Source organism: Lentimicrobiaceae bacterium, from assembly GCA_020636745.1.
In the GTDB taxonomy this organism is placed as follows: Bacteria; Bacteroidota; Bacteroidia; order Bacteroidales; family Lentimicrobiaceae; genus Lentimicrobium.
The window spans coordinates 22,866-46,439 of record JACJXH010000004.1 but is presented as its reverse complement, the minus strand read 5'-3'; the positions used below and the strand labels follow the sequence as shown (position 1 = coordinate 46,439).

At 43.5% G+C, this 23,574-nt stretch carries 23 protein-coding genes; 9 read left to right on the top strand and 14 right to left on the bottom strand.

What is annotated here, in order from left to right; translation table 11 throughout:
- The first annotated feature begins 54 nt into the window (after positions 1–54).
- Genes H6541_07420 through H6541_07410 form a run of 3 tightly spaced genes read left to right on the top strand, consistent with a single transcriptional unit; the run spans position 55 to position 3,330 of the window.
- Positions 55–1,224: a WD40 repeat domain-containing protein gene (locus tag H6541_07420; protein MCB9015612.1), complete on the top strand. Its 1,170-nt coding sequence runs from the start codon at positions 55–57 to the stop codon at positions 1,222–1,224.
- A gap of 52 nt (positions 1,225–1,276) precedes the next feature.
- Positions 1,277–1,639: a hypothetical protein gene (locus H6541_07415; GenBank protein MCB9015611.1), complete on the top strand. Its 363-nt coding sequence runs from the start codon at positions 1,277–1,279 to the stop codon at positions 1,637–1,639.
- 35 nt (positions 1,640–1,674) lie between these two features.
- On the top strand, positions 1,675–3,330 hold the full coding sequence (locus tag H6541_07410; protein MCB9015610.1) for a PQQ-binding-like beta-propeller repeat protein: 1,656 nt from the start codon (positions 1,675–1,677) through the stop codon (positions 3,328–3,330).
- 36 nt (positions 3,331–3,366) lie between these two features.
- On the opposite strand, the gene H6541_07405 is transcribed toward H6541_07410, so the two are convergent.
- A complete protein-coding gene (locus tag H6541_07405) occupies positions 3,367–3,954 on the bottom strand; it encodes a non-canonical purine NTP diphosphatase (GenBank protein ID MCB9015609.1) in 588 nt (195 codons plus the stop codon).
- A gap of 18 nt (positions 3,955–3,972) precedes the next feature.
- Entirely contained in the window at positions 3,973–4,446 is a 474-nt protein-coding gene (rlmH, locus tag H6541_07400) for a 23S rRNA (pseudouridine(1915)-N(3))-methyltransferase RlmH (protein MCB9015608.1), read from the bottom strand.
- 406 nt (positions 4,447–4,852) lie between these two features.
- Here rlmH and H6541_07395 point away from each other — a divergent pair, with 406 nt between their 5' ends.
- The 5 genes from H6541_07395 to H6541_07375 are packed head-to-tail and all read left to right on the top strand — an operon-like array spanning position 4,853 to position 10,424.
- Entirely contained in the window at positions 4,853–5,266 is a 414-nt protein-coding gene (locus tag H6541_07395) for a DUF4783 domain-containing protein (protein ID MCB9015607.1), read from the top strand.
- A 24-nt stretch (positions 5,267–5,290) separates the two neighbouring features.
- Positions 5,291–6,124, top strand: a complete 834-nt coding sequence (gene nadC / locus H6541_07390) for a carboxylating nicotinate-nucleotide diphosphorylase (GenBank protein ID MCB9015606.1) — start codon at positions 5,291–5,293, stop codon at positions 6,122–6,124.
- A gap of 8 nt (positions 6,125–6,132) precedes the next feature.
- Positions 6,133–7,098, top strand: coding sequence for a YihY/virulence factor BrkB family protein (locus H6541_07385; GenBank protein ID MCB9015605.1), 966 nt, complete (start codon positions 6,133–6,135; stop codon positions 7,096–7,098).
- 54 nt (positions 7,099–7,152) lie between these two features.
- Positions 7,153–8,610, top strand: a complete 1,458-nt coding sequence (locus H6541_07380; protein MCB9015604.1) for a polysaccharide biosynthesis protein — start codon at positions 7,153–7,155, stop codon at positions 8,608–8,610.
- Positions 8,595–10,424 (top strand): UDP-N-acetylglucosamine 2-epimerase, encoded by a 1,830-nt coding sequence (locus H6541_07375; GenBank protein ID MCB9015603.1) that lies wholly within the window; start codon positions 8,595–8,597, stop codon positions 10,422–10,424. The genes H6541_07380 and H6541_07375 overlap by 16 nt, the downstream gene beginning before the upstream one ends.
- Here the strand turns inward: H6541_07375 and H6541_07370 are convergent.
- The 6 genes from H6541_07370 to H6541_07345 all read right to left on the bottom strand — a co-directional run bounded on the left by H6541_07370 (position 10,408) and on the right by H6541_07345 (position 15,534).
- Positions 10,408–11,106, bottom strand: a complete 699-nt coding sequence (locus H6541_07370; GenBank protein ID MCB9015602.1) for an acylneuraminate cytidylyltransferase family protein — start codon at positions 11,104–11,106, stop codon at positions 10,408–10,410. The genes H6541_07375 and H6541_07370 overlap by 17 nt on opposite strands.
- Positions 11,103–12,158 carry an NTP transferase domain-containing protein gene (locus H6541_07365; protein ID MCB9015601.1) on the bottom strand — a complete coding sequence of 352 codons (1,056 nt, stop codon included), beginning with the start codon at positions 12,156–12,158 and terminating at the stop codon, positions 11,103–11,105. Before H6541_07365 ends, H6541_07370 begins: the two co-directional genes overlap by 4 nt.
- Positions 12,139–13,263, bottom strand: a complete 1,125-nt coding sequence (gene neuC / locus H6541_07360) for a UDP-N-acetylglucosamine 2-epimerase (hydrolyzing) (GenBank protein ID MCB9015600.1) — start codon at positions 13,261–13,263, stop codon at positions 12,139–12,141. Before neuC ends, H6541_07365 begins: the two co-directional genes overlap by 20 nt.
- Positions 13,245–14,264, bottom strand: a complete 1,020-nt coding sequence (neuB, locus tag H6541_07355) for an N-acetylneuraminate synthase (protein ID MCB9015599.1) — start codon at positions 14,262–14,264, stop codon at positions 13,245–13,247. The genes neuC and neuB overlap by 19 nt, the downstream gene beginning before the upstream one ends.
- A 5-nt stretch (positions 14,265–14,269) precedes the next feature.
- Positions 14,270–14,911, bottom strand: coding sequence for an acetyltransferase (locus H6541_07350; protein MCB9015598.1), 642 nt, complete (start codon positions 14,909–14,911; stop codon positions 14,270–14,272).
- Positions 14,912–15,006: 95 nt separating this feature from the next.
- Positions 15,007–15,534, bottom strand: a complete 528-nt coding sequence (locus H6541_07345; protein MCB9015597.1) for an HAD hydrolase family protein — start codon at positions 15,532–15,534, stop codon at positions 15,007–15,009.
- A 200-nt stretch (positions 15,535–15,734) separates the two neighbouring features.
- Between H6541_07345 and H6541_07340 the strand changes: the two genes are divergently transcribed.
- The gene (locus H6541_07340) at positions 15,735–16,742 is read left to right on the top strand and encodes a glycerol-3-phosphate dehydrogenase (protein ID MCB9015596.1); all 1,008 of its coding nucleotides are present in this window, start codon (positions 15,735–15,737) and stop codon (positions 16,740–16,742) included.
- Between the two features lie 2 nt (positions 16,743–16,744).
- Here H6541_07340 and H6541_07335 read toward each other — a convergent pair whose 3' ends face one another.
- The 6 genes from H6541_07335 to rsmG form a co-directional block, all read right to left on the bottom strand.
- Positions 16,745–18,043, bottom strand: a complete 1,299-nt coding sequence (locus H6541_07335; GenBank protein ID MCB9015595.1) for a glycosyltransferase family 4 protein — start codon at positions 18,041–18,043, stop codon at positions 16,745–16,747.
- A gap of 14 nt (positions 18,044–18,057) precedes the next feature.
- Complete coding sequence (locus H6541_07330; GenBank protein ID MCB9015594.1) at positions 18,058–20,523, bottom strand: YfhO family protein; 2,466 nt, start codon at positions 20,521–20,523, stop codon at positions 18,058–18,060.
- 18 nt (positions 20,524–20,541) lie between these two features.
- Positions 20,542–20,799, bottom strand: a complete 258-nt coding sequence (locus H6541_07325; GenBank protein ID MCB9015593.1) for a DUF4834 domain-containing protein — start codon at positions 20,797–20,799, stop codon at positions 20,542–20,544.
- A 263-nt stretch (positions 20,800–21,062) separates the two neighbouring features.
- A complete protein-coding gene (gene rpmH / locus H6541_07320; protein MCB9015592.1) occupies positions 21,063–21,224 on the bottom strand; it encodes a 50S ribosomal protein L34 in 162 nt (53 codons plus the stop codon).
- 148 nt (positions 21,225–21,372) lie between these two features.
- The gene (locus tag H6541_07315) at positions 21,373–22,830 is read right to left on the bottom strand and encodes an aminoacyl-histidine dipeptidase (GenBank protein MCB9015591.1); all 1,458 of its coding nucleotides are present in this window, start codon (positions 22,828–22,830) and stop codon (positions 21,373–21,375) included.
- Positions 22,831–22,950: 120 nt separating this feature from the next.
- Entirely contained in the window at positions 22,951–23,571 is a 621-nt protein-coding gene (gene rsmG / locus H6541_07310) for a 16S rRNA (guanine(527)-N(7))-methyltransferase RsmG (GenBank protein MCB9015590.1), read from the bottom strand.
- Positions 23,572–23,574: the final 3 nt, after the last annotated feature.

Below are 23,574 nucleotides of genomic sequence, written 5' to 3'. Positions count from 1 at the left end.
AATTTATGTGTTTAAAGCATGTTGAAAATTTGCCAATCCTTCAATACTTCTAACATGAGAAATTATCTGCCAAAAACAATTTCAGGTTTGATTCTGATAGCCTGTATTTCTTCAGGGATGGTGGCCGACGGACAGACTATTAATGCCGAATATGAAAAGTTTCATGCTTCCGATGATCTGTATATTCAATCGGGAATGGCGATGTCGCCCGATATGCAATTTATGGCTATAGCCGGCACTCAGAGCTTTCCACTTTCTGTTTTTGATATCAGTAACCGAAAGGTAATCAAGCAATTTGATGTTGGTAACTGGTATGCCGGCTCGCGGGTTAGCTGGTCGGCCGCAGGCCGGTATTTGTTGCTTCAGCAGCTTTTTTATCTCGATTTTGCCAAAAACAAAGACAGGGAAGTCAATTTTGAGATTGTGGATGCGCAATCCGGCCAGCGTGTGTTGCGTCTTGAAAAATACCATGATGTAAAGATTTCGCCAGATGAAAAGTATGCCGTTGCTTTGAATGGTAATGCTTTGGAATTTTGGAATTTGGGGAGCAGGCAAAAAGATCGGACAATGAACATTCCCGGCAACGCAACCAATAGCCTTGCCATGAGTCCTGACGGACAATATATCGCAGTTTCAGAAAGGCCGGGCGATGATTTTCTAAACAGTGATCCGCAATTCAGAAAGAACAAGAAAGGCCGCAAATTCACTCAAAAATACAAGCAGGTGGTAACAGTTTACAGGGCTGCCGGTTTTTCGAAAGTGACGACAATCAATGAATATTATGATAATATATACCGGCTCGAATGGTCATCCGATGGCAGGTTTATTTTTTGCCTCAATATACCGCATACAAAAGCCACAACAGCCGTGTCGGGACGACAGAATTTTATCAGCGTAATTGATGGAGCAACTCTGGAACCTACGCGCACAGTTTTTCCTTCCAATTCAAATTTTGAACCTGATTTTCGTATGAGTCACAACGGGCGGTTAATGGGCGTAGTGAGCTGGGGAAAGTTTCCTGAATTAAGAGTGCACGACTTTGAAACGGGTGTGGTTTTGCATCGGTTTGAAATGGGCTCCCGCTTGATGGAAGGTATCCGCAAACTCGAATTTCCATCTGATGGCAGAGTATTTATTGAATTTATGCCCGGTGACAAATCGATTCTGGCCACGTTTGGCAATCAGTTGCTGCTGTGGAATATTCCTCAGGACGAACAGCAATGAGCATAGTATAAATACATTTAAAGTTCAGTTAATCAAAACACAAGCAAAAGGAATGAAACAAGGATTGACAATTGTTCTGATAATGTTGGCATTAGCCACCTTCGGGCAAAAGAAACAACTGGTTGAATACCGCGACCATATTGTGACCAAAGCGATAGCTGAGCTTGACTCGGCATTGGTTACTCCTAAATGTGATTTGTACAGGCAAATTGCCGAAAGCGGCATACAGGGTGAATATGTATTTGATATTACCCTGCGCGAAAAAGGTGTGATTGCCACCGTTTTTGTTGTGAACGACGGGGTAAATGGCATTCCCCAGCAAAACCGCCTGAAAGATATTGTCAAGCGGTACCGCTTTTCATTCAAAGTGCCCAAAGGGAAGAGTTACAAGTTTCAATATACCTTCAATTTGTAAAAAACCAAGTGAACAATCAAACAAACAACACCTTTATGAGAAAGCAGATTTTACTGATGTTTGCACTGATAAGCAGTGCGTTCCTGGCCAACGCGCAGGATGAGATGCCCACCGTTTGGGAGTCAAGAATGGATCATAAGATTCAGTACACCGGAACAGGAACAGAAGAGCGGGGTTACAGCTATGCCGCTTCTGATAAGGAAATTACTGTTTTTGACAATGCAACCGGCAAAGCCAGGTGGTCGAAAAGGTTTAAGGAAATTGCCCCTAAACTTGGAAAAATCGACGAGATTATTCCGTTTTGGGAGTCTGATATTATTTTCCTCTTCGACCGGAAGCTGGGTAAAGATCAAATTGCCTGTATTGAAATGGTCAACGGAAATTTTCTCTGGTCCACTGATAAATATCAGGATGTTGACGAAGAAAATGTGGTTTACATTCCCGAAGAGCAAAGCTTTGCTATTTCGCTGAAGAAGGAGCTGGTATTTATTAAAGCACAAACCGGAGAAGAAAGATGGTCGACCACAAAATTTAAAGGTGTGGTTGGTAAATATGTTTATCTGCCCGAAGGTTACCTGATTACGGTGAATTTTGTACCAAGTTCACTGGGCGCACTGTTTACCGGTTTTAAAAACCAGATTGCCAAAATCAATGTAAAAAACGGAGATATTGTCTGGGAAAATACCTATATCGGCAGGGCTGAGCGTAAAGTTATCTCGCGCGATTTCTTGTACGACCTGGATGTTGAAGGCGATAAAGTGGTACTTCGCATGAATGGTTATCAGGTTTATGATCTGAAAACCGGAGCCAGTGTCTGGTCAGCCGCTTTTGATTATACACCTGATGGAATTGCAGGCCGCCCGGCCAATGCCAAAAAGTTTGGCGTTTACGGAGGTGTTGCTGATCCTGTAAGGGTAGGCAACGATTTGTATATTCTCGATATGTCGAACAAGCGCAATCAGTATCTTAAAAAGTATGATGCCAATTCGGGTAAGTTGCTCTGGACTTCACCTGAAATTAAAGATGCAAGAGCTATCCCGAATATGTATGTAATGGGCGATAAGATTGTGTTACAAATTGGAGGTGCCGTTGAGGCGCAGGCATATATTTATAAACGAACCAACAATGCCGATGGCTCTGTTACCATTTATGAAGAATGGCGTATCTGGTATCCCAATGTGAAACCTAATGGAGTTCAGGCTTTCAGCACTACTGATGGTAAGCTCGTTTGGGACTCCGAACGTTTCCGCAAGGGAATTACCAATATGATTGATGCCGGCGACCGTGTGATTGTTTCAAGTGGCAAGGCTTTGTACTCTATGGATATTTCTAATGGCAACGAGTTCTATGAAGTTCCTGTAGCCAAAGGCGGCGTGGGTAATGCACAGCTTATTTTCCCTTACAGGGATATGGTTGCCGTGGTTGGCGAAAAAGGTGTGTCAACATTCAAAATGAACAACGGCGATTTGGTTGGAAGCGGTAAGTATAAAACCTCACAACTTGAAGACAAATTTGAAAATATTGTGATAATGAAAACGGAAGGAGCTGATATTGCAGCGTTTGACCTCAATACCAACACTTATCTTCAGTTTAACGCACGCAAAGGGGCTACCACTACATTGTCCATAGACGGTAAGTACGTTTATGTGTATGAGAATAAAACAGTTACGAAGGTAAAGACTTCGAAATAATCCATTGAAAAAAAAGCCGGTTTAACCGGCTTTTTTTTATTCAGTATAGTGTTCTTTCAGGTAATCAATCAGTTTTTTTGTGGCCAGTGCCCGGTGGCTGATGGCATTTTTTACACTTGCAGGCATTTCAGCAAAGGTTTGGTTGTATCCGTCAGGAACAAATACAGGATCATATCCAAAGCCGCCTTCGCCCCGGCGCTCATGTATGATAATTCCGGAGATAATGCCCTCGAATAAAACTTCTTTTTCCTTCATAACTAATGAAATAACAGTCTTAAACCTTGCTTTTCTGTTGAGTTGTCCGTTGAGTTCAGTCAGCAGTTTGGTAACATTGGCCTCAAAATCGTGGCCCGGACCGGCATAGCGGGCAGAATTTACGCCAGGTTGTCCATTCAGCGCCTCTACTTCCAGACCGGTATCATCTGCAAAACAATCAACAAGGTATTTCTCTGATACATACCTCGATTTTTGTGAGGCATTGCCCTCGATGGTCAGGCTGGTTTCCGGGATTTCTTCGGTACAGCCGATTTCCTTGAGTGTGATGATGTTAAAATCATTTCCGAGAATGGCCTGAATCTCTTCAGTTTTATGTTGATTATTGGTTGCAAATACGATTGATTTCATAAAAGATGGGTTGATGAATTAATTGTTGTGGTATGGTTCATTTCTCAGAATAGTAAACGCACGGTAGAGTTGTTCGGTAAAAAACAGCCTGACCATCTGATGAGAAAAGGTCATGGGAGAGAGCGACAGTTTACTTTTTGCGGCCTGATATACTTCATCTGAAAAGCCAAAAGCACCTCCTACCACAAACATCAGATGTCTGACGCCAGCATTCATGTGCTTTTGCAGTATGCCTGAGAATTCAACAGATGTGGGAAGCTTTCCTTGTTCGTCGAGCAAAATAACATGGTCAGAATCTTCGAAATAACGAAGTAGCAATTTACCTTCGGCCTCTTTCAGCTGCTGTGGGTTTAACTGCCTGAAATTGCGCGGAGGCAGAATTTCAACCATCCCGAATTTAATGTAATGCGATAAGCGGCTGGTGTAAATGCTGATGCCTTTGTTCAGGTATTCCTCATCAGTTTTGCCTATTACCAGTAGAGTTATCTTCATAATTGTTATAAAATTGCAAATTTACCTAATTATGCCTTCAACCCGAACTACTTGCTTTTTTTCAGAGATGCATATCCGGTGGTAATTATACCGGAGCCTGATAAATTGAGCTGAAAAATCCTTAATGTCTTATGTTCAGGTGGTTAATGCCTTCATCTAAGCTTGGTAAATGAAACTGGTTATTGGATTAATTTGAATTCCTGAATTTGTTTTTACTTTATTTTCGTGTTAAAAATGCCCGCTATTGCTTCATAATTGAAAGGTAAAAGACCTTTTTTGTTATAATAAAGGTGCCCTCAGGCATATTATCACTATATTTGGTTCGGTTTTTGATATTTTTAAATAAGTTAAGAATCAAATCATTGCCATTGAAGCAGGTTTGTTTGTGACTAAAAATATGATAAAAATGAAAAACGCAGTACATTACAGGTTGATATCATTTGTGTTACTTCTGTTGGCAGGTGCATGTTCGGGCACTGTTTTTGGCCAGGATGTAAACTCCAGGATAGCGGCTGCCATTAAAACTGCCAATGCCAAGGATCTCAGCAGTTATTTTAATAATACCATTGATTTGACCACTCCCGGCAACGAGGGGACATACAGCAAGGCGCAGGCCGAAATGATTGTTAAAAGCTTTTTTTCGAAATATCCTCCTTCCTCCTTTACCCTGAACCACAATGGAAAATCGAATGATGGTTCACACTTTGCTATTGGTACTTACAAAAGCGGAGCTACACAGTTCAGGGCTTATTTTCTGGTAAAGGTGATGTCGGGGCAGCAACTGATACATCAGCTGAAGTTTGAATCGGAAGACGATTGATAAACACTCCAACCGCTTTATTGCATGACCATTGATGAAATAATTGAACAAGCGCTGACAGAAGATATCGGCGATGGCGACCATACTACACGTTCGGTAATTCCCGGCCATGTGCAGGGACGTGCCCGATTGATTGTAAAACAATCCGGCGTGCTTGCCGGAATGCAGGTTGCTGAAAAAATATTCAAAAAGGTTGACGAAACCCTTCGCTTCATTCCTCTGCTTCACGACGGTGACAAAGTCAATACCGGCGATGTGGCTTTTACTGTTGAAGGCTCGTCGGCGTCCATTCTGATGGCTGAACGGCTGGTGCTGAACTTTATGCAACGCATGAGTGGGATTGCCACAACTACAGCTGTTTATGTTGAAAAGTTGGCAGGCCTCAGTACAAGGGTACTTGATACACGAAAAACAACTCCTTTGCTGCGCGAATTTGAGAAATATGCTGTCAGGGCCGGTGGCGGCAGCAACCACCGCATGGGGCTTTATGATATGATGATGATAAAGGATAACCATGTGGATTTTGCAGGCGGCATTTCACGGGCCATTGATTCGGCCAATGCCTACTTGAAAGAACATGGCCGTTCTTTAAAAATTGAGATAGAAGTCCGTAACTTTGATGAACTTCAGCAGGTTATCCATCACGGAGGGGTACAGCGAATCATGCTCGACAACTTTACGCCTGAAAATCTGCAAAAAGCCGTTGAAATGATTAACAACCGTTATGAAACAGAAGCCTCCGGTGGTATTACGCTGGACACAATCCGGGCATATGCCGAAACTGGTGTTGACTATATTTCAGTTGGTGCACTTACCCATCACATCAAAAGCCTTGACCTTAGTCTGAAAGCATATTGAATTAGCCAATGATAAAAAAATACCGGGATCGTTTGATTGCCACAGCGCTGCGTATTTATGCAGGCGTTTTGGAAAGCCGACCGGTCAGAATTATTTTAATCTGGTCGAAACGCCTGGTGTTGCCCGGTTTTGATGGTGTTCCGCTGTTTGATGTCGCCGTTTTTTTTATCAAAGGTATGCGCAAAGGGTCTATTACCAACCGTGCTGCAGCGCTCTCTTTTAATACTTTTCTGGCCATTTTTCCTGCCATTATCTTCTTTTTTACCCTGATTCCCTATATCCCCATCGAGAATTTTCAGGATAGCCTGCTCGATTTACTGAAAGATTTTATTCCAACCCAGGCCTACGATATGGTGGAAGAGACTCTTTTTGATATTGTTAAACGGCCGCGTGGCAGTTTGCTCTCTTTTGGTTTTCTGCTGGCTATGTATTTTGCAACCAACAGCATCAATAGCCTGATTGAAGCCTTTAATCAAACCTATCATGCCATCGAAACCCGGACTGCTTTTAAACAGCGCCTGGTTTCCATTGCTTTGGTGTTGATTCTTTCGGTGCTCGTTATTGTGGCCATTGCCTTGATTACATTCGGGCCCTTGTCGCTTAACTGGCTGGTAAATAAAGGGCTGCTTACCGATGGGCTCACCATTTTTATTATTGGTATTGGTAAGTGGATCATTACACTGGCTTTGTTGTTTTTTGCCTTTTCCTTTCTCTTTTATTATGCGCCCAGCGGCAAACAAAGGTTCAGGTTTATTTCGTTGGGCTCTACCATAACTACTTTACTTTTTATTGCTACTTCGGTTGGCTTTAACTTTTATGTGAATAACTTCTCAAAATACAACTCTTTGTATGGATCCATCGGAACATTGATTGTGTTTATGATGTGGATTTATTTTAATGCGATTATCATTCTGATTGGTTTTGAGTTGAATGCAAGCATATCGGTGGCCCGTAAAAATTATACACAGCCATGAGTATAAGCCAATCCAGCAGATACAGTTATCTTTGCACCCCAACTTCATCTGTAAATGAAGAGCGCTAATCTTAAGGAACATCTTCGGTTATCATTTATTTATACGGCTGCAGCAGCGTTTTCGCCTGTACTTCAGGTGCTTATTCAGCCGGTTTATGAAGGAAAAGACCTGCTGGGTGCTGTTGATTTTTCACATCTGGCTATTACAGAACTCTTTACATCGCTGGTGTTTGCCATTGCCCTCTTTGCCATGGGAAATGCCATTGCCCGGTTTTATTATGATTATGAGCCTGATAGCCCTGCTTACCACAAAATGGTTTCAGGGATTTTCTCCTCCATTTTGTTCAGGGGGGCGCTCATTGCTCTGATTGCCTGGTTGCTGAAAGATTATATTGGCCTTTTATTCAAACAGCCTCAGCTACAGCATTTTCCTGATTACGGTTTTGCCTGTATTGTTACAGGCCTCGGACGGGCTATCAATATTACCGCTGCAGCCCTTTTCAGGAATGAAAAAAAAGTGCTGAGTTTTATTCTCGTCAGTATGGGGCTGGGGGTGTTCAGAACAGGATTTCAGTTAATTGGCCTTTTTTATTTTGATATGTCCTTTATTGGCTATATCAATGGAAGCGCCATCGGAACAGCCATTGTTTCCGTGTTGATTCTTGTGGCCATTTACACCAAATCGGGTTTTGGCTTCGACCGCAAAATGATGCGCGAAATCAACCGCTTTGCGATGCCTCTTACACAATACAGTGTTATTGTTTGGGTGTTGACCTATGCCGACAGGTATATGCTTGAGCGCTTTCCGGCTGATTTGGGTATTTACAATACCGCTGTGACTTTTGCTGCCGGAATTGCCATTGTGCTGCAGGGATTGCAGGGAGCTAACCAGCCTGAAGTATTCAGGGTGATGAAACTGGGAATTGATAAGCACCAGGACGAAATCAGGCAATTTTGCAATATTTTGCTGATGCAAAGCATGGCCATTATTGTTGCAGCCATCTTGCCTACCATGCTTTATCTGCATTTTTTTTATGTAACTGATGTAAAGCAGGCCCTGGGTCTGGTGGCTCTTGTTTATATGAGAAGCATCCTGCGTACACAGTTTATCGTTTTTTCCTATCCTTCTTATTATCTGAAAAAAACGCAGATATTCCTTTACCTGAACACAGGTGCTATGCTGCTGAATATTGTGTTGAATTACCTGCTGATTCCCGAATTTAAATATTTTGGTGCAATAGCAGCCGGACTGACTGCCGATTTGATAATGGTTGCCGGCATCTATATTTATCAGAAACGCATTGTTCAAATCCATTGGAATATTACCAAAACCCTCGTATTTCCTGTTCTTATTGTAGCCTTAACCGCTGTTCTTGATATTATCAGGGTTCATTTTGACCTGAATCCTTTTATCTCTGCAAGTCTGGTTACCTTTGCAGCGTTTGGAGGGATGATTTTTTTATACAGGTCTGAAATTCAAACTTATATTCATAGGAAATGGAAACAGTCCTGATTTTTCGTCAACTTAGCGAAAGCGAGAAGGGGCAGCTGAAGCAACGCCTGCTTGACAACGATTGTCTTGTTGTGCTAAAGTCGCCTGATATGCTTCCGGCTGGTTTGCCCGATGCGCAGGTGCTGTCTTTACCTTCAGGCATTTCTGTTGCTGCAGGGCAAAAGTTATTGAATGCCATTCTTGCCTTTGGTGATTTAACCATTGAAGACTCAGGAATTGGAAAGTATTTCGATATGGGAAATTTCCCTTTGTGGCATTATCAGCGTTTCAGAATTTTCTTTATGCTGCGCCCCCTGTTTGTTATCAAAGAGGCGGTTGAGCACTATTTGCAGGGAAGTGTCAGGGTGGTTTGCTATTGCCATGCCAATGAAGCTGAGGCAGTAAGAGATTTTGGCAACAGGCTTGAAGTGGTGAGCTCAAAGGCTGTGAGAGCAAAGAAAAATTACCGTGCGCTGCTGAGTTACTCAATATACTTTCTTCTACGGGTATTGATATCCTGGATTCTTAAACCAAATCTTGCCGGAAAGAAGCATGTGGTGGTCGATCGGTCGGCCCGACAGCGTTGCCGGCATGTTATCAGTCTTAAGCAGAAGTCTGATAATTATAATTTATCGCCACTGTTTGATTTGGCCGGAAATGATTTTCTGATTATATCCGAAACGGAACCGCCCAAAACAACTGGTAATGGTCGTTTTAGAATGAGTTTGCATTATTTTGCCGGGCTGGGGCGGCGCTCCCAAACCATTTATGGCGAATATATTTTATTCAGAGGCCTGTTGTCGCGTGGATTAAAGCAGAAACGCAGGCTGATGCTGCAAGAACTTCAGCAAAAAATTGAAGTGGTTGGTGCTATGGATTTTAATAGCAATGAGCGGCTTATTTTTCATTCCTTTGTCAAACTAATGCCGTCTGCTTCTTTTTATATCACAAAGTACCTGGCCTTTGCCCGCTTTTTTGAAATCCATCAGCCCGATACCATATCTGCCATTGATGAGAATAGCCCGTCAACACGCTGTATGCTGGATGCAGCCCGCAGAAATGGTGCTTTAAGTATTGGTATCCAGCATGGTAATATTGGTGATGGTCAACCGGCCTATTTGTACACCCAGCTTGATTATCTGAATCAGGTGATGGCTGATTATACGCTGGTTTGGGGTGAATACTGGAGAGATTTTTTAATTTCGAAAGGGAATTACCCAACAGATTCAGTGGTGGTGACCGGGCAGATGCGTACTGATATTATTCCTAAAATGCTGCATAAATCGGAAGATTACCGAAAAGCTTTCAGCCAGGGAAAACCTCTTGTTGTGTTTGCTTCACAACCCATTCCTGATATGAACCTGCGCAGGCAGGCAGCCTTTGATGTGTTTACGGCCTTTAAAAACCAGCCTCAGGCTACTCTTGTTGTTAAGTTGCATCCCGCCGAACGTGATGCAAAAGCTTATTATGCTGCAATTGCCAAAGAAGCCGGTTGTACAAATTACAGGATTGTGTATAAAGTGGATCTTTATGAATTGATTGCTGCCTGCGACCTGCTGATTACCTGTTATTCAACTGTTGGCACAGAAGCTGTTTACTTTGGCAAGCCTCTTATCATTCTCGATCATCATCAGGAAGATTTACTGGGTTACAAGGCCGAAGGAGTGGCCTGGCAGGCCATTGATGCTGAAACACTTGAATCAGTTTCAGCGGGCGTTCTCTCCGGAGAGCTTTATCCTGATGCTGAAGCTTGCCGGTTATTTATTCAAAAGTATGCATCATCCATCGATGGAAAGGCAACAGAAAGAGTGCTTTCGTTTATTCAGGGGTTATAATGTGATACTTCTGGTTGATGGTTTCAGCTATCAGCCAATCCAGCTCAGTGTCGAGGTCAAGTGAGTGAAGCGCATCCATTTCAAACTTTTTAATCTTTTTGAAGTCAGCCATTTTGCTGTTTCTGAGTGATTTTGTTTGAATGATGTAGATGGCGCCGTTCAACTGCCATACGTTCGGACAGTCTTGTCTTCTTTCAAACAGCGCTTCTTTTGATTTGCGAAGAAATCCCGCTTCATTTTCTTCAAACAGTACATAATAAGGATTGGCTTCAGTCATTTTAACCGAAACTATCATATCTGTTTCTTCTGACCAGATGTTCAGCGCTTCTTTTAAATGTGACGTTTGCCTGAAAGGGGAAGTAGGCTGCAGCAAAACCAGGTTGTCGAAGTGCTGCCCGCGCTGAGCATAAAAATCAAGCGCGTGAAGCATGACTTCGTGCATCCCGGAGGTGTCGGATGCCAGCGAGGCAGGCCTCAGAAACGGAATCTTATATCCAGCCTGAGCTACTGTATCTGCAATTTTCTGATCGTCAGTTGAAATGCAAATGTCTTTATCATCTGCAAATTGACGGGCCAGTTCAAGCGTGTGCAATATCAGGGGCTTTCCGGCAAACAGCCTGATATTTTTTTCAGGGATGCCTTTTGAACCTCCACGGGCCGGAATCAGAAAGAGTGTTTTCATAAAAAACGAATGTGTTTGATTTCTTCCTGTGCTTTTTCAAAATCTTCTTTTCGGCCAATGTCCATCCACACGCCATGTATGGGATATTGAACAAGACCTTCGCCATTGGAGAGCAGGTTATCCATTAAATCGGTGGCGTGATACATGGTTTCGAGGGGTATACGCTTGATAAGCGAGCGGCGCATCAGATAAATACCTGCATTGGTATAGTATGTGTATTGCGGTTTTTCGCGAAACGAAAGCACCCTGTTTTGCTGTGTTTCAAGTACGGCAAAGGGCATATTTACTTTATAAGGTACCGAAGCTACCGACATCATGGCGTTTTGTTGCTCAAAATCGTTATAAAAATCTTCGATGTTGATGTCCGACAATATATCGGCATTCATGACCAGCAGGTTGTTGTAAGCAAAATTTTCAACAGTTGAAACTGCACCCAGTGTTCCGAGGGGGCGGTTTTCATTGATGTATTCAATTTGTATGCCTTTTGATGAGCCGTCGCCGAAGTAGTCTTTGATCATGTCGCCCAGATAGTTGACTGCGATAAAGAAACGTTCGATTCCAAAGCTTGCCAGGTGGTCAATATTGTGTTCAAGAATGGGTTTATCGCCCACTTTCAGTAAGGGTTTGGGCGTGTTTTCGGTGAGAGGGCGCAAGCGTTCGCCTTTACCACCAGCCATCATCACAGCATCGAGCGGAAGCAGCGATCGGGATCCGTTCAGGTCGGCCAGCCGCACAATCCGGTGGTTTTCATCCAGCACCGGCACCATTTTAATGCGTTTTTCGCGCAACTCTTTCACCTGCGCCAGACTGAAATCAAATTGTCTCAGAAAACGGAAATTATGAAACATAAAGCGCCCTGCCTGGTCATCCAGGCTGAGTCCGTTGAGCAGCCCTCTTCTAACGTCGCCGTCGGTCAATGTGCCCACCAGTTGCTGCTGGTTATTGAGCACAAACAGGGTAAGATTGTCGGGTACATTGTTCAGCTTTTCGAGGGCCTGTTTAAGAGGCAGATCGTCAGCAATGGTATGTTTTTCAATTAAGGCCAAGTTCATCTTTCAATATTTTTAAAATCTTTTCTGCTGCATGACCGTCACCATAAACAGGTGCAAAGTCAGGTATCCGGGTTTTGCAGACTTTTCGGATTGTTTCTGAAATCAGGTTTCTGTCAAATGCGGTGTCGGTAATATTGGGGGTTCTGATTCGGCCATCCTGTCTTTTGCCCAGGTTAATTACCCATTTGGGAAAAAAGGAGGCTTCCATAAAGCCGCTTGAAGTGTTGCCCAGCATCAGGGTGCAATGTTTCATGGCACTCAGGTATCCAAGGCTGCCGAAAGACTCTACAACTTTTACATTCGGTCTGTTTTTGCTGTAAGCTTCAATCAGTTCCCTGATGACTAGCCCCGAGGTGTCTGCATTGGGCATGGTAATGATTTGCTGAAAATCAGAGAGCATTTCAAGCGCTCCTAACATTTCAGCAGCATTGTCACGGTTTTGGTCAAAACCGATGGTTTCGGGGTGCAGCGTGATGAGGATGGAAGGTTTAAGCAGGTCAATGCCAAACTGATTCCTGAATTCATCAATCTCCATCAATTTTATTTTTGATAGGTTGTCGATGCCCAATGCGCCTGTATTGTATACGTTTTTATCTGAATCAATCAACTGGCATACTTTCATTCTGTAAGGTTCGGCACCTGTAAAATGGAAGGCCGACATATGGGTAATGGCGTGCCGGAAAGCGTTGTCGATGGCGCCAAGCGTGGTTTCTCCGCCATGGATATGGGCAATTTTCAGGTTGAAGGGCAGGGCAGAAGCCACTGCGGCGAACATCTCATAGCGATCGCCCAATGCAAATATCAGGTCGTAATGGCTGTTTTCCCAGACTTTTGTTAATTGCCGGGTAGTTTCGGCCATGCTTCTGGCAATATCTCCGGGGGTGTCGGTAGCTGGCGCTGTGTCAAAACTCCAGGCAATGTTGAACCCTGCTTCCTGAATATGCGAAAGTGTGTGTCCGTATCGGGCTGATAAGTGCGTGCCAAAAGCAATAATATCTGTGCCAATTTTTTCTTCTGTTGATAAAATGCGCAACAAAGGAAGGTAGATGCCAAAATCAGCTCTGGAGCTGGTGAGTATGGCTATTTTTACTTGAGGTGTTCCCATAATAACATCGAGTCCTGGTCGAGACCGGTTTTTAATGTTTTGCCAATAACGGCATCTATCTGCATCGGACTGATGCCTGTGCCTGGGCGTTTCATAATCAAATCGTTATGCGAAATTATGTGTCCTTCGGGTAGCTTGTTGATTAGATGGATACTTCTTCTGGCAACTGCAATATTTTTTATTTCTGAAGCTGTTGGTTTTTTGATGCCATCGCCCAGTGCCTGTTCAATGAGCCTGATGTTTTTTACCATTTCAGTAAGTTCGGCAGGTTCAAGCGATGCTTTGTGGTCAGGGCCGGGCAGCTGCCGGCTGGTAGTAAAATGCTTTTCAATCATGCATGCACCCATGGCTGCAGCTGCAAGCGGTATTAAAATTCCGGCAGTGTGATCGGAATAGCCTGCAGGCAAATCAAATGTACTTCGCATGGTTTCAATCGCTTTGAGATTCACCTCTGAGGCTGGTGCAGGATATTCGGTTGTGCAGTGCAGCAGCGTTATCATGTTTTTTGTAAGCCCTTGCCCGTATAATATTTCCAACGCAGCGGCTACCTCGTCAAGGGTGGCCATTCCTGTTGAAACGATGACAGGTTTGCCCAGTGAACCAATTAGCTCCAGATACGGTTTATTGGTAATCTCGCCGGAAGGAATCTTGTGAAAATCAACACCAAGGCCATCAATAAATCTTACACTTTCTTCATCAAAACCTGTTGATAGAAATCCAATGCCTTTTTTCAGGCAGTACTGCTGAAGCGATTTAAAATCGGAAAAAGTAAGTGCAAGCTGTTCGAGCATTGATTGTTGACTGCTTGCGTGACCGTCTGTGTTCCTGGCCTGATATTCTGCTTTTGGCGCGTGAAATGAAACCAGCCGCGATGGAATAAACGTTTGAAATTTAACATAATCAGCACCAGCTTCGGCTGCTTTGTCAATTAACCCGTAAGCCAGCTGAAGGCTTCCGTTATGGTTAACCCCTGCTTCCGCTATGATAATTATTTGCTGCATACGATCTATTTTATCTTTCGGGCAGGGTTGCCCATATAAGTTCCCGGTTGCGTTATGGATTTGAAAACAACCGTGCCAGCACCGATAAGCGTGTCAGCACAGATGGAAACGCCATTGGATATGATGGCACCGCTGCCGATAAAGCAATTGTCGCCAATATGGCAATCGCCATTGACGATGGCTTTGGTTGAAACATGCACATGGCTGCCAATGATGGAATCATGTTCAACAATTGCTCCGGTATTCAGAATGCAATTTTCGCCGATAACGACACCTGCATTGACAAAAGTTTGTCTGAGTATCACACAGCCTTCACCAATGGTTGCACGCGGCGAAATAATTGCAGTAGGGTCAAGAATAGTGGCCATGCCTGCACCCGCCGATTTTAGTTTTTCATATAGCATTCTGCGGGGGAGTGGATTGCGAATCTGTCCGACAGTGATCAAAAACTTAAAATCTTTATTTACAAGGGCTTCAAGCTCTTCATCAGCATAAATAACAGGGTAGCCCGATATAGAAATACCCTTTCGGGTAGCAATGTCAGAAATACCGGCAATTTTGTATTTGCCTTCTGATTCAATGCTTTCGATAACCGATTTGCAATGACCTCCACCACCTACTAAAACTATGTTGTTGATATTGTGCATACTTTCTGATTCGTTCCAGTCTTGATGTTTACTTTACCTCTGAAAATAATACGCTATTTCGCAGGCAAAGGTAAAGATGTTTAAAAAGCTACAGATTAATATTTCGCAGAAGTTGCGCGGAGCAGGTATTTCTCAACTGTTTCATCTAAGATTCCCTGTTTGTTGGCAATCATTTCACAAAATTCTCTGAAAACTCCATCTCCGCTGCTTCTGTTCAGGGTGTTGTTAACTCTGCTTTTCAGATATTCGGGTGCATTTGCCGGAACAGCAGCACATCCGACAGCACTCAGTAAAGGCAAATCCATTATGTCATCGCCAATATAAGCAGCATCATCAAGACAATAGCCGAGCTCTTCCAGTGCCTGTTGGGCAATCAGCAATTTATTGCGCACACCAGTATAAACATGGGCAATTTTGAGCTGATCAGCCCGGCGTCTGATTATTTCAGAGTCCTCACCAGTGATGATGATAACCGGAATATTCATCAGCCTGAGCAGTGCCACTCCTACGCTGTCCTGTGTGCTGAATGCTTTCTGGCTGTTCCCGTCTTCACTCAGATATATCTTTCCGTCGGTCCACACACCATCTATATCGGTAATAACCACTTTTACTTTTTTGTCCATACTACAAATATAAGCTATTTGAAGCTTTTTAAAGCATCAATCTGTGCCGGGGTAACCTGCATGAAATTAGTTAATTCGGATGAAGTTCCTTTTATCTGTTGGTTGAATCTGGCATTGTACAGGACAGTTGCTTGCCAAAGATGAAACCTGCAATGGATTTAGGCTTATATTTGCGGTTTATTTATTAAAGTCAGTTTATTGTGAATACTTTAAATATTTGTATCGCTGGCGCCGGAACAATTGGTACAGCCCTGGGGCAGGTTCTTGCTGAAAAGGAAAGTCTTCATGTCTCTCTCTTGTCGGTTGAAGATGCTGTAATTGAGGATATTAATCTGAATCATGTAAATTCGCTGTATTTCCCACAAATCAGGCTTGACAAGAGGTTGAAAGCTACCGGCGATAATTCGGTGTTGCTGACAGCTGATATTATTTTTCTGGCCATTCCCTCAGTAGCCGTTGTATCCTATATCAGAACACTGCAAAACTTTATTAAACCTGGTGCAGTGCTGGTGAATCTGGCCAAAGGTTTTGGTGAAGATAATGAAACCATTGTGGCTGATTTGCAGAAAGTAACCGCAAACCCCGTATGCACCCTCAAAGGGCCTACTTTTGCACGTGAACTTATCAATCATATGCCTACATCCATGACGGTGGGTGCTGCAGACGAAAAGATTTTTATGTTGCTTCGTGATGTTTTTGCATCAACCACCATTCATACCGATTATACAACCGATGTGTTGGGCGTGGAAATTTTAAGCATCCTGAAAAATATTTATGCCATTATTATTGGGATTGTAGACGCGCATTTCGATTCGCCCAATCTTCGCTTTATGGTGTTTACCAAAGCATTCAATGAGATGAGGCACATCCTTCAGAAGTTTGGAGGCAAACAGGAAACCATGTTCAGGTATTGCGGTATTGGCGACTTCGGACTAACGGCCCTTAACGACCTTAGCCGCAACCGTACACTGGGTTTGCTGATTGGCAAAGGGTTTTTTACCGATGATATATCAGGTAAAGTTGTGCTGGAAGGCCGTATTGCAGCTGGTATCCTTGTCGAAAAACTTCAATTGATGGGTTTGCCGGAAACAGAGTATTATATGCTTAACGAACTGAATAAGATTTTTGTCGGAGGATATAATATTAAAAAATTCGTAGGTAATATTCTTAACAACGATTCCTTTATGATGCCTTCAAACGGGCATTGATGTTAACCGACCAGCTGATGAAGCAGGCCTGCCATTCTGGCTGTGAGTGCGCGCCTTGAAAATTGTTCAATGCCTGTACTGTCAATGGCCGGTTTCCCTTCACGAAAACCTTTATAGAGCGTTTTTATGGCATGGCGGATGGCCTCAACATCATCCTTTTCGGCAACAAAGCCTGATTTGGTTTCGCTGATAACCGAGGCTGCATCACCATCAGCCGGGCCAATGCATAAAATAGGCCTGTGGGCTGCCATATATTCAAAGAATTTTCCCGGAAGTATAACTTTGGCATTCGGAGTATCGTTGATGAGCAGTAGCAATACCTGGGATTGTTGCTGTAATTTTATGACCTCGTTGTGGGGCAGATAATTGATTCGGTTGACAAAAGAAATCAGCCCGTGCTTTTCAAGACTTTCGGTAACAGAAATGTCAACACTGCCAGCCAGTTTTATTTCCAGATCATCAGCAAAGTGCTGATTTTCTTCAGCTTCGGCTTTGAGTGCCAGCCACAATGCTTCGGGATTGCGCGTCTTTACCATAGTGCCGATATGCGAAACTGAGAATTTTCTGTCAGTTTCTACAGCCACTGTCCCAATGTCGTCAGTATCAAACCCGTTGGTAATGATGCTATATGGTCGGTTGTGGAGTTTAATAAAGTCGGTGCGCATAGAGGGACTGATAACCACAACTTCATTGGCATTTTTCAGCACACTTAACTCCTGAAGGTGGTGTTTTCTGTCGGCCCGGCCTGATAGTTTGAGCTCATGATAAAAGTCAATATTGGTCCAAGGATCGCGAAAATCGGCCAGCCACGGGAGGCCGGTTTTTTGTTTCAGGCCAAGGGCAATCATATGCATGGAATGCGGTGGCCCGGTAGAGATAATGGCGTCGACAGGATGCGCCCTCAGGTACTCTGTTAAAAACTTTACTGAAGGCTTAATCCAGAATTTACGGGCATCAGGGATAAAAAAATTGCCCCTGAGCCAAATGGAGAAATGTTCAGCCAACCCGGGCTTTTTCTTTTCACTGAGGAATCCGGCATTGATGCGTTCATCTTTTCGGGCGCCGATAAACTTGCTATAGAAACGATAAGGTTCCCAAATGGGCGTTTTGATGACTGTCAGCCCTTCGGGAATGTCTTTTTGCAGGCTATCGTCAATGGCCGGGTATTCCGGGTTTTCCGGAGTGTAAATTACAGGTTCCCAGCCAAATTCGCGCAAATATTTGGCAAACTTGAGCCATCGCTGAACTCCGGCACCTCCGCTAGGAGGCCAATAGTAGCTAATAATCAATACTTTCCGCATAATGCCGGCTCCGATTATGCTTTTGTTGACCGGGCTTTTCCGGTTTTGCACGATTTGCTCACTTCAAAACCTGCATAAGCCAAAAGCAGAAGGATAAGCAATAAAGAGCCTGCAAAAGATACTTTTTCGCCGGTATAGTAAACCTGCGGCTCAAACCTGAATTCAACCTCATGATTGCCTGCCGGAATAATCATTGAACGCAACACATAATTTGCCCTGAAATATGGAGCCGGTTTGCCATCAATAAATGCATTCCAGCCTTTGTCATAATATATTTCAGAGAATACAGCCAGTTGTGAGGCTGATGCGGAGGTTTTGTACACAAGTTTGTTGGGTGCATAAGAAATAAGCTGTATGCTGGCTGTACTGTCAGTTGTTGGTCTGAATCCGTCGAGGTTGGCCTTGAACCGTTTGTCAATAATGGCTGTAAAGGCCGGGTCAAAATTGTTAAGTGCTTCATTTTCCTGGTCAGCATTATCCACCATTCTGAAGTCATTTACAAACCAGGCATGCCCAAGTGCCTGCATATTGATTTGCAGGGTAGGCCTGCGCTGGTTGTCAGGAACAATAAAGTATTTTGTGTTCAGCATATTGAGCACAGCTTCATTGTTTTTTACAATATGATTGTCAATCAGCTCCTGGTATCTGCGGAGTTTGGCGCCATGATAACCGCCAATGCTTTTATGAAAATATGAGGTGCTTGCATCCTGAAACGGATTAACGGTCATATTGAAAACCCTGAAGTCCGGATCGGTATCCTTCATGATCAGCATGTCTGCTTCAGTGGGCTGGAATGGATTGGTAACCTTTGATTTTGATACAAAATTTTCGCTGTTCAGATAGCGGTGGGTTACCGGAATCAAATCGGCAGCAATCAATAGCGTAACGGAAACAATCAGCACAGTTTTATTTAGTTTTTTCTGTCCGTAAAGCCATAAAACAATGGCTGATAGTAAAATAAATACAAAACTGCGTATGGCATCTGATTTGAAAATGGAAATCCTGACAGCTTCGAGGTTGCTGACAATTCCATTGAATTGGGCAATCTGACCACTTTCGAGCGATGCTCTTTGTTGTGCAATTGCTTCTGATTCTGCCTGACTCAGAAAGCTAAAGAAGGTTTGGGGCAGCAGGTAAAAAATAAAGGCAAGTCCTGCTGTTAAGCCCAGTGCAATATAAAACTGTTTTGATTTTTGTTTGACAATATTGGGATTTTTCATGATTTCATTCAGTGCCAGTATCCCAAGTATGGGAATCGCTAACTCGGCAATCACCAGAATCATAGAAACGGCTCTGAATTTATTGTATCCCGGCACATAGTGCAGGAAGAAGTCGGTAAGTGGCATAAAGTTTTTGCCCCATGCCAGCATAATGGAAAGCACGGTTGCCGACAACAGCCACCAGCGTAAGTTTCCTTCAAGAATAAAAAGTCCTAAAATGAACAGGAAAATCATGATGGCACCAACGTAAACGGGGCCGGAGGTAAATGGCTGGTCGCCCCAGTAGTGATTTTGTCCGGCAATGCTTTGAGCAAAGGCAGGGTCGGCTTTTTGCATGGCTTTTTCGTTGTTGCCCAGGCTTTCAGTACCGCCACCTTTGACATTAGGTATCATCAGAGAAAAAGATTCAGCTTTGCCGTAACTCCATTGTGTGGCATAGTCTTTATCCAGCCCTGAGGTGCGGTTATCCTTGTCGTGTGTAAGCTCGCTTTTGCCACGTATGGTTTCTTTTCCATATTCCCATGTGGCCCAGATATTGGTAATGTTGGTGGCAACCGCCAGCAATGCGGCTACAACAAGAACGCCGGTTGCTTTCAGAAAAGCGGGAATGGTTTTTTTTGCAATAGCCTCTGCCACCTGCATGATGCCCAGCAACAGAACCACCATCAGCAGATAGTAGGTAATTTGCATGTGGTTGGCGCGTAGTTCAAGCGAAAGAAACAGGGCTGTAAGGAGGCTGCCGGCCATTAAACGGCCACGGTATGTAAGAATAATGCCTGCCAATACAGGAGCCATATAGCCAATGGCGTGTGCCTTGCTGTTATGTCCGGCTTCAAGAATAATGAAGAAATAAGATGAAAATGCAAATGCCAGAGAGCCGGCAATAGCCAGCCATGGATCAACTTTGAGCACCATCAGCAAAATAAAAAAGCCAATGAAGTAAAGGAAAACAAGACCGGCAGGGTGGGGAAGGCCCAGCGTCATTACTTTGTCAATGTACCGCATCAGATTCCCGCTGTATTCAACCGAAATCTGATAAGCCGGCATGCCACCGAACATCGAATTGGTCCACAGAGGCTCCTGACCTGTTTTGGCGCGGTAATCAACAATCTCTTTCGACATACCCTTCCACTGGGTAATATCTGATTGCCTGAGCTTTTTACCTTCCAGCAGCGGGCTGAAATAGCTGAAGATGATAATCAGAAATACGGCAATGGCTGTAAGGTGCGGAATAAACTGCTTAAAGCTGAAATCTTTCATTTGCTGGAAGGGGTTAGATTATTTAATTTCTTCGTAATCAACATATTCGCCTGGGTCAGAGGCGTTGGTCCTGGTTTTTTCTTCCGGAATATGTTCAATCGTAATTTCGCCTTCTTCGCGCGGAGGCTCCGGGCGCAGATGGGGATTTTGTTCGTAAAAGCGTTTTTGAAACCTGTTTACACTGAATTTTACAAGTACTGGAAGAATAATTCTGCTGAATATTCTGAAAAACAGGTAAATAAAAAAAACAATGATGATAAATCTGATCAGGCCCATGGGCTGTTTTGTTGTTTTTGCCTTTTGCTTGCGAATTTACTGCTTTTTGGCATATTGAAAGGAAAGGCGTGTTAAAATAATCTTTCGTGCGTCATTCAGCTGAGTTTTGGGTTCAGCCAGTCTTAGCACTGTGTTACAATTGAATTTGCTGATGAGTCAGCAGCTTGTGTGAAATAAAAAGTGCTCACATGGGCATACAACAAAAGGAGGCAATCTGAATTACCTCCTTCTGGATTTTTTGGTCAGCCGGATAGCTGCTATGGTTAAGCTTTATGCTTTCCTTCGTCTGAAACTGTCAATTTTTTTCTGCCTTTAGCTCTGCGTGCTGCAAGAACCTTACGGCCATTGGCGGTTGACATCCTCTCCCTGAAGCCATGTTTGTTTCTTCTTTTCCTTTGTGATGGCTGAAATGTTCTCTTGCTCATAGTCGTATTTTTTGGGACTGCAAAGATAGGAACTTATCTTTAACAGACAAATATTCGGGGTATTTTTTTGCAATATTTTCAATAATTTGTAAATAGCTCAACATCAGCAACCTGTAAGCTGTTGCTGATGTTGAGCAGTAAAATCTGACTATGCAGGGATGTTTTTCAGGGTTTCAGTAAGGTAAATCCAGAATTTCTCAACTGAGTCAATATTTACTTTTTCGTCAGGTGAATGAGGGTAACGAATGGTAGGGCCAAACGAAATCATATCCCAGTTTGGATAAACAGCTCCTAATAAACCGCATTCAAGTCCGGCGTGTATAGCCTTGATTTCAGGTACTTTACCGAAGCGATTGTTGTAAACATTCTGCATGGTGGTCAGAATCAGTGATTCTGCATTGGGTTTCCATCCGGGATATTCTCCGTCGAACTCAATTTTGGCACCGGCCAGTTCGAATACACTTCTCATCATTACTGTAAGATCAGTTTTGGCAGAATTTACTGAGCTTCTCAACAGGCAGCTGATTTTAATGGCATTGCCTTCAACCTTTATAATGGAAAGGTTGGTAGAAGTCTCAACCAGCCCGTTTACTGAGTCGCTCATGCGCATTACACCGTTAGGACAGGCATAAGCAGCTTTAAGGAATCTGTTTTGAGTGTCAGTATCGATAAGGGTGGCAGGCATTTCTGCAGCCATAGCGGCAATCTGAAGCCCCGGCTCTGTTACAGAGAGTTCTGCTTTAATTTCTTCAACTGTTTTGAGGAAACATTTTTCAAATTTTTCCTTTTCAGCAGCAGGTATAGTTACCAGAGCAAACCCTTCGCGGGGAATGGCATTGCGCATGTTTCCGGCTTCAAGTGTGGAAAGTCTCATGCCATGTTTTTCAACGCCATGATATACCAAACGGGTAATAATTTTGCATGAATTTCCACGTCCGAGGGGAATGTCAAGACCTGAGTGACCACCTTTTAATCCGCTTACACTGATGCGGTATGCCACTGTGTCTTTTTCAACTGGTACCGGTTTGAAGTCAAATTCAAAACTACCGTCAATACCACCGGCGCAACCGATATAAAGCTCACCTTCGTCTTCTGAATCGAGGTTGAGTAAAATATCGCCCTTGAGAATGCCTGGCTTTAGTTCAAAAGCTCCGGTCATGCCGGTTTCTTCGTCGATGGTAAACAGGGCTTCAACCGGGCCGTGTACGAGTTCTTTTGACTCAAGAACAGCCATGATGGCAGCAACACCCATACCATTGTCGGCTCCTAAGGTGGTGCCATTGGCTCTCACCCATCCACCGTCAATAATGGTTTCAATCGGGTCTTTTTCAAAATCATGGGCTTTGTCGCTGTTTTTCTGCGGAACCATATCGAGATGCGATTGCAGAACAACACCTTTGCGGTTTTCCATTCCGGGAGTGGCAGGTTTGCGGATAATCACATTGCCAACTTCGTCAACTATGGTTTCAAGGCCAAGTGACAGGCCAAAGTTTTTCATAAATTCAATAACACGTGCTTCTTTTTTTGAAGGACGAGGCACTTGTGTAAGGCTGTAAAAGTGTTTCCAAACAGCTTTGGGTTCAAGACTCAGAATCTGGTCACTCATTGTTTATTTGATTTTTGATGTTTATAATAAATAAGGTTTCGTCTGATTGAAGGCCTAAAAGTACAAATTTAAATTTGTCAGTCTCTTTTATGGCGTGGTTTTATGTTTTTTTGGCTATTGTTAAAACCAGAGATGCACCACTGATTTGGTTTCAAAGAAGGGCTCTTCGAAGTAGCGGTCAAGTCTGTAAATCTGGTATTTGCCTGAAGCATCCCTGATTTCTTCGGTCAAATCGCCTCCTTTCAGATACAGGATGCCATTATGCAGTGGGTTGATTGATTTTTTGGCAATGTTTTTCTTTACCCATGAGGTAAACTCAGGAAGGGAGGTGACGGCCCTGCTGACCACAAAATCGTATTTTCCGGTGATATCTTCAGCCCGGCTGTGGCTTGTGCTCACATTGTCAAGCTTTAGCGAAGCAGCTACTTCATTCACCACTTTAATTTTTTTGCCAATAGAATCAACCAGGTGAAAATCAGCCTGAGGGTACATGATGGCCAATGGTATGCCGGGGAATCCTCCTCCTGTTCCTATGTCAAGCACCTGGCTGCCGCTGGCAAATTTTATAACCCTTGCTATCCCGAGTGAATGCAGTACATGGTGTTCGTAAAGGTGCTCAATGTCTTTTCGGGAAATTACATTGATGGCTGAGTTCCAGTGTGTGTAAAGGCCCTGCAGTGCTTCAAAACGCTCAAGTTGTTCCGGAGTAAGCTCCGGGAAGTATTTACGGATAAGTTCCATGGG

Excerpts from the sequence above, each read along its gene's own strand:
- H6541_07315 (MCB9015591.1), bottom strand. The coding sequence starts at position 22,830 with ATGAGTGACCAGATTCTGAGTCTTGAACCCAAAGCTGTTTGGAAACAC.
- H6541_07365 (MCB9015601.1), bottom strand. The coding sequence starts at position 12,158 with ATGAACTTGGCCTTAATTGAAAAACATACCATTGCTGACGATCTGCCT.
- H6541_07420 (MCB9015612.1), top strand. The coding sequence starts at position 55 with ATGAGAAATTATCTGCCAAAAACAATTTCAGGTTTGATTCTGATAGCC.
- rpmH (MCB9015592.1), bottom strand. The coding sequence starts at position 21,224 with ATGAGCAAGAGAACATTTCAGCCATCACAAAGGAAAAGAAGAAACAAA.
- H6541_07325 (MCB9015593.1), bottom strand. The coding sequence starts at position 20,799 with ATGGGCCTGATCAGATTTATCATCATTGTTTTTTTTATTTACCTGTTT.
- H6541_07375 (MCB9015603.1), top strand. The coding sequence starts at position 8,595 with ATGGAAACAGTCCTGATTTTTCGTCAACTTAGCGAAAGCGAGAAGGGG.
- H6541_07350 (MCB9015598.1), bottom strand. The coding sequence starts at position 14,911 with ATGCACAATATCAACAACATAGTTTTAGTAGGTGGTGGAGGTCATTGC.
- neuB (MCB9015599.1), bottom strand. The coding sequence starts at position 14,264 with ATGCAGCAAATAATTATCATAGCGGAAGCAGGGGTTAACCATAACGGA.
- nadC (MCB9015606.1), top strand. The coding sequence starts at position 5,291 with ATGACCATTGATGAAATAATTGAACAAGCGCTGACAGAAGATATCGGC.
- H6541_07330 (MCB9015594.1), bottom strand. The coding sequence starts at position 20,523 with ATGAAAGATTTCAGCTTTAAGCAGTTTATTCCGCACCTTACAGCCATT.
- H6541_07370 (MCB9015602.1), bottom strand. The coding sequence starts at position 11,106 with ATGAAAACACTCTTTCTGATTCCGGCCCGTGGAGGTTCAAAAGGCATC.
- H6541_07345 (MCB9015597.1), bottom strand. The coding sequence starts at position 15,534 with ATGGACAAAAAAGTAAAAGTGGTTATTACCGATATAGATGGTGTGTGG.
- H6541_07395 (MCB9015607.1), top strand. The coding sequence starts at position 4,853 with ATGAAAAACGCAGTACATTACAGGTTGATATCATTTGTGTTACTTCTG.
- H6541_07405 (MCB9015609.1), bottom strand. The coding sequence starts at position 3,954 with ATGAAATCAATCGTATTTGCAACCAATAATCAACATAAAACTGAAGAG.
- H6541_07415 (MCB9015611.1), top strand. The coding sequence starts at position 1,277 with ATGAAACAAGGATTGACAATTGTTCTGATAATGTTGGCATTAGCCACC.
- neuC (MCB9015600.1), bottom strand. The coding sequence starts at position 13,263 with ATGGGAACACCTCAAGTAAAAATAGCCATACTCACCAGCTCCAGAGCT.
- H6541_07335 (MCB9015595.1), bottom strand. The coding sequence starts at position 18,043 with ATGCGGAAAGTATTGATTATTAGCTACTATTGGCCTCCTAGCGGAGGT.
- rlmH (MCB9015608.1), bottom strand. The coding sequence starts at position 4,446 with ATGAAGATAACTCTACTGGTAATAGGCAAAACTGATGAGGAATACCTG.
- H6541_07385 (MCB9015605.1), top strand. The coding sequence starts at position 6,133 with ATGATAAAAAAATACCGGGATCGTTTGATTGCCACAGCGCTGCGTATT.
- H6541_07410 (MCB9015610.1), top strand. The coding sequence starts at position 1,675 with ATGAGAAAGCAGATTTTACTGATGTTTGCACTGATAAGCAGTGCGTTC.
- H6541_07380 (MCB9015604.1), top strand. The coding sequence starts at position 7,153 with ATGAAGAGCGCTAATCTTAAGGAACATCTTCGGTTATCATTTATTTAT.
- rsmG (MCB9015590.1), bottom strand. The coding sequence starts at position 23,571 with ATGGAACTTATCCGTAAATACTTCCCGGAGCTTACTCCGGAACAACTT.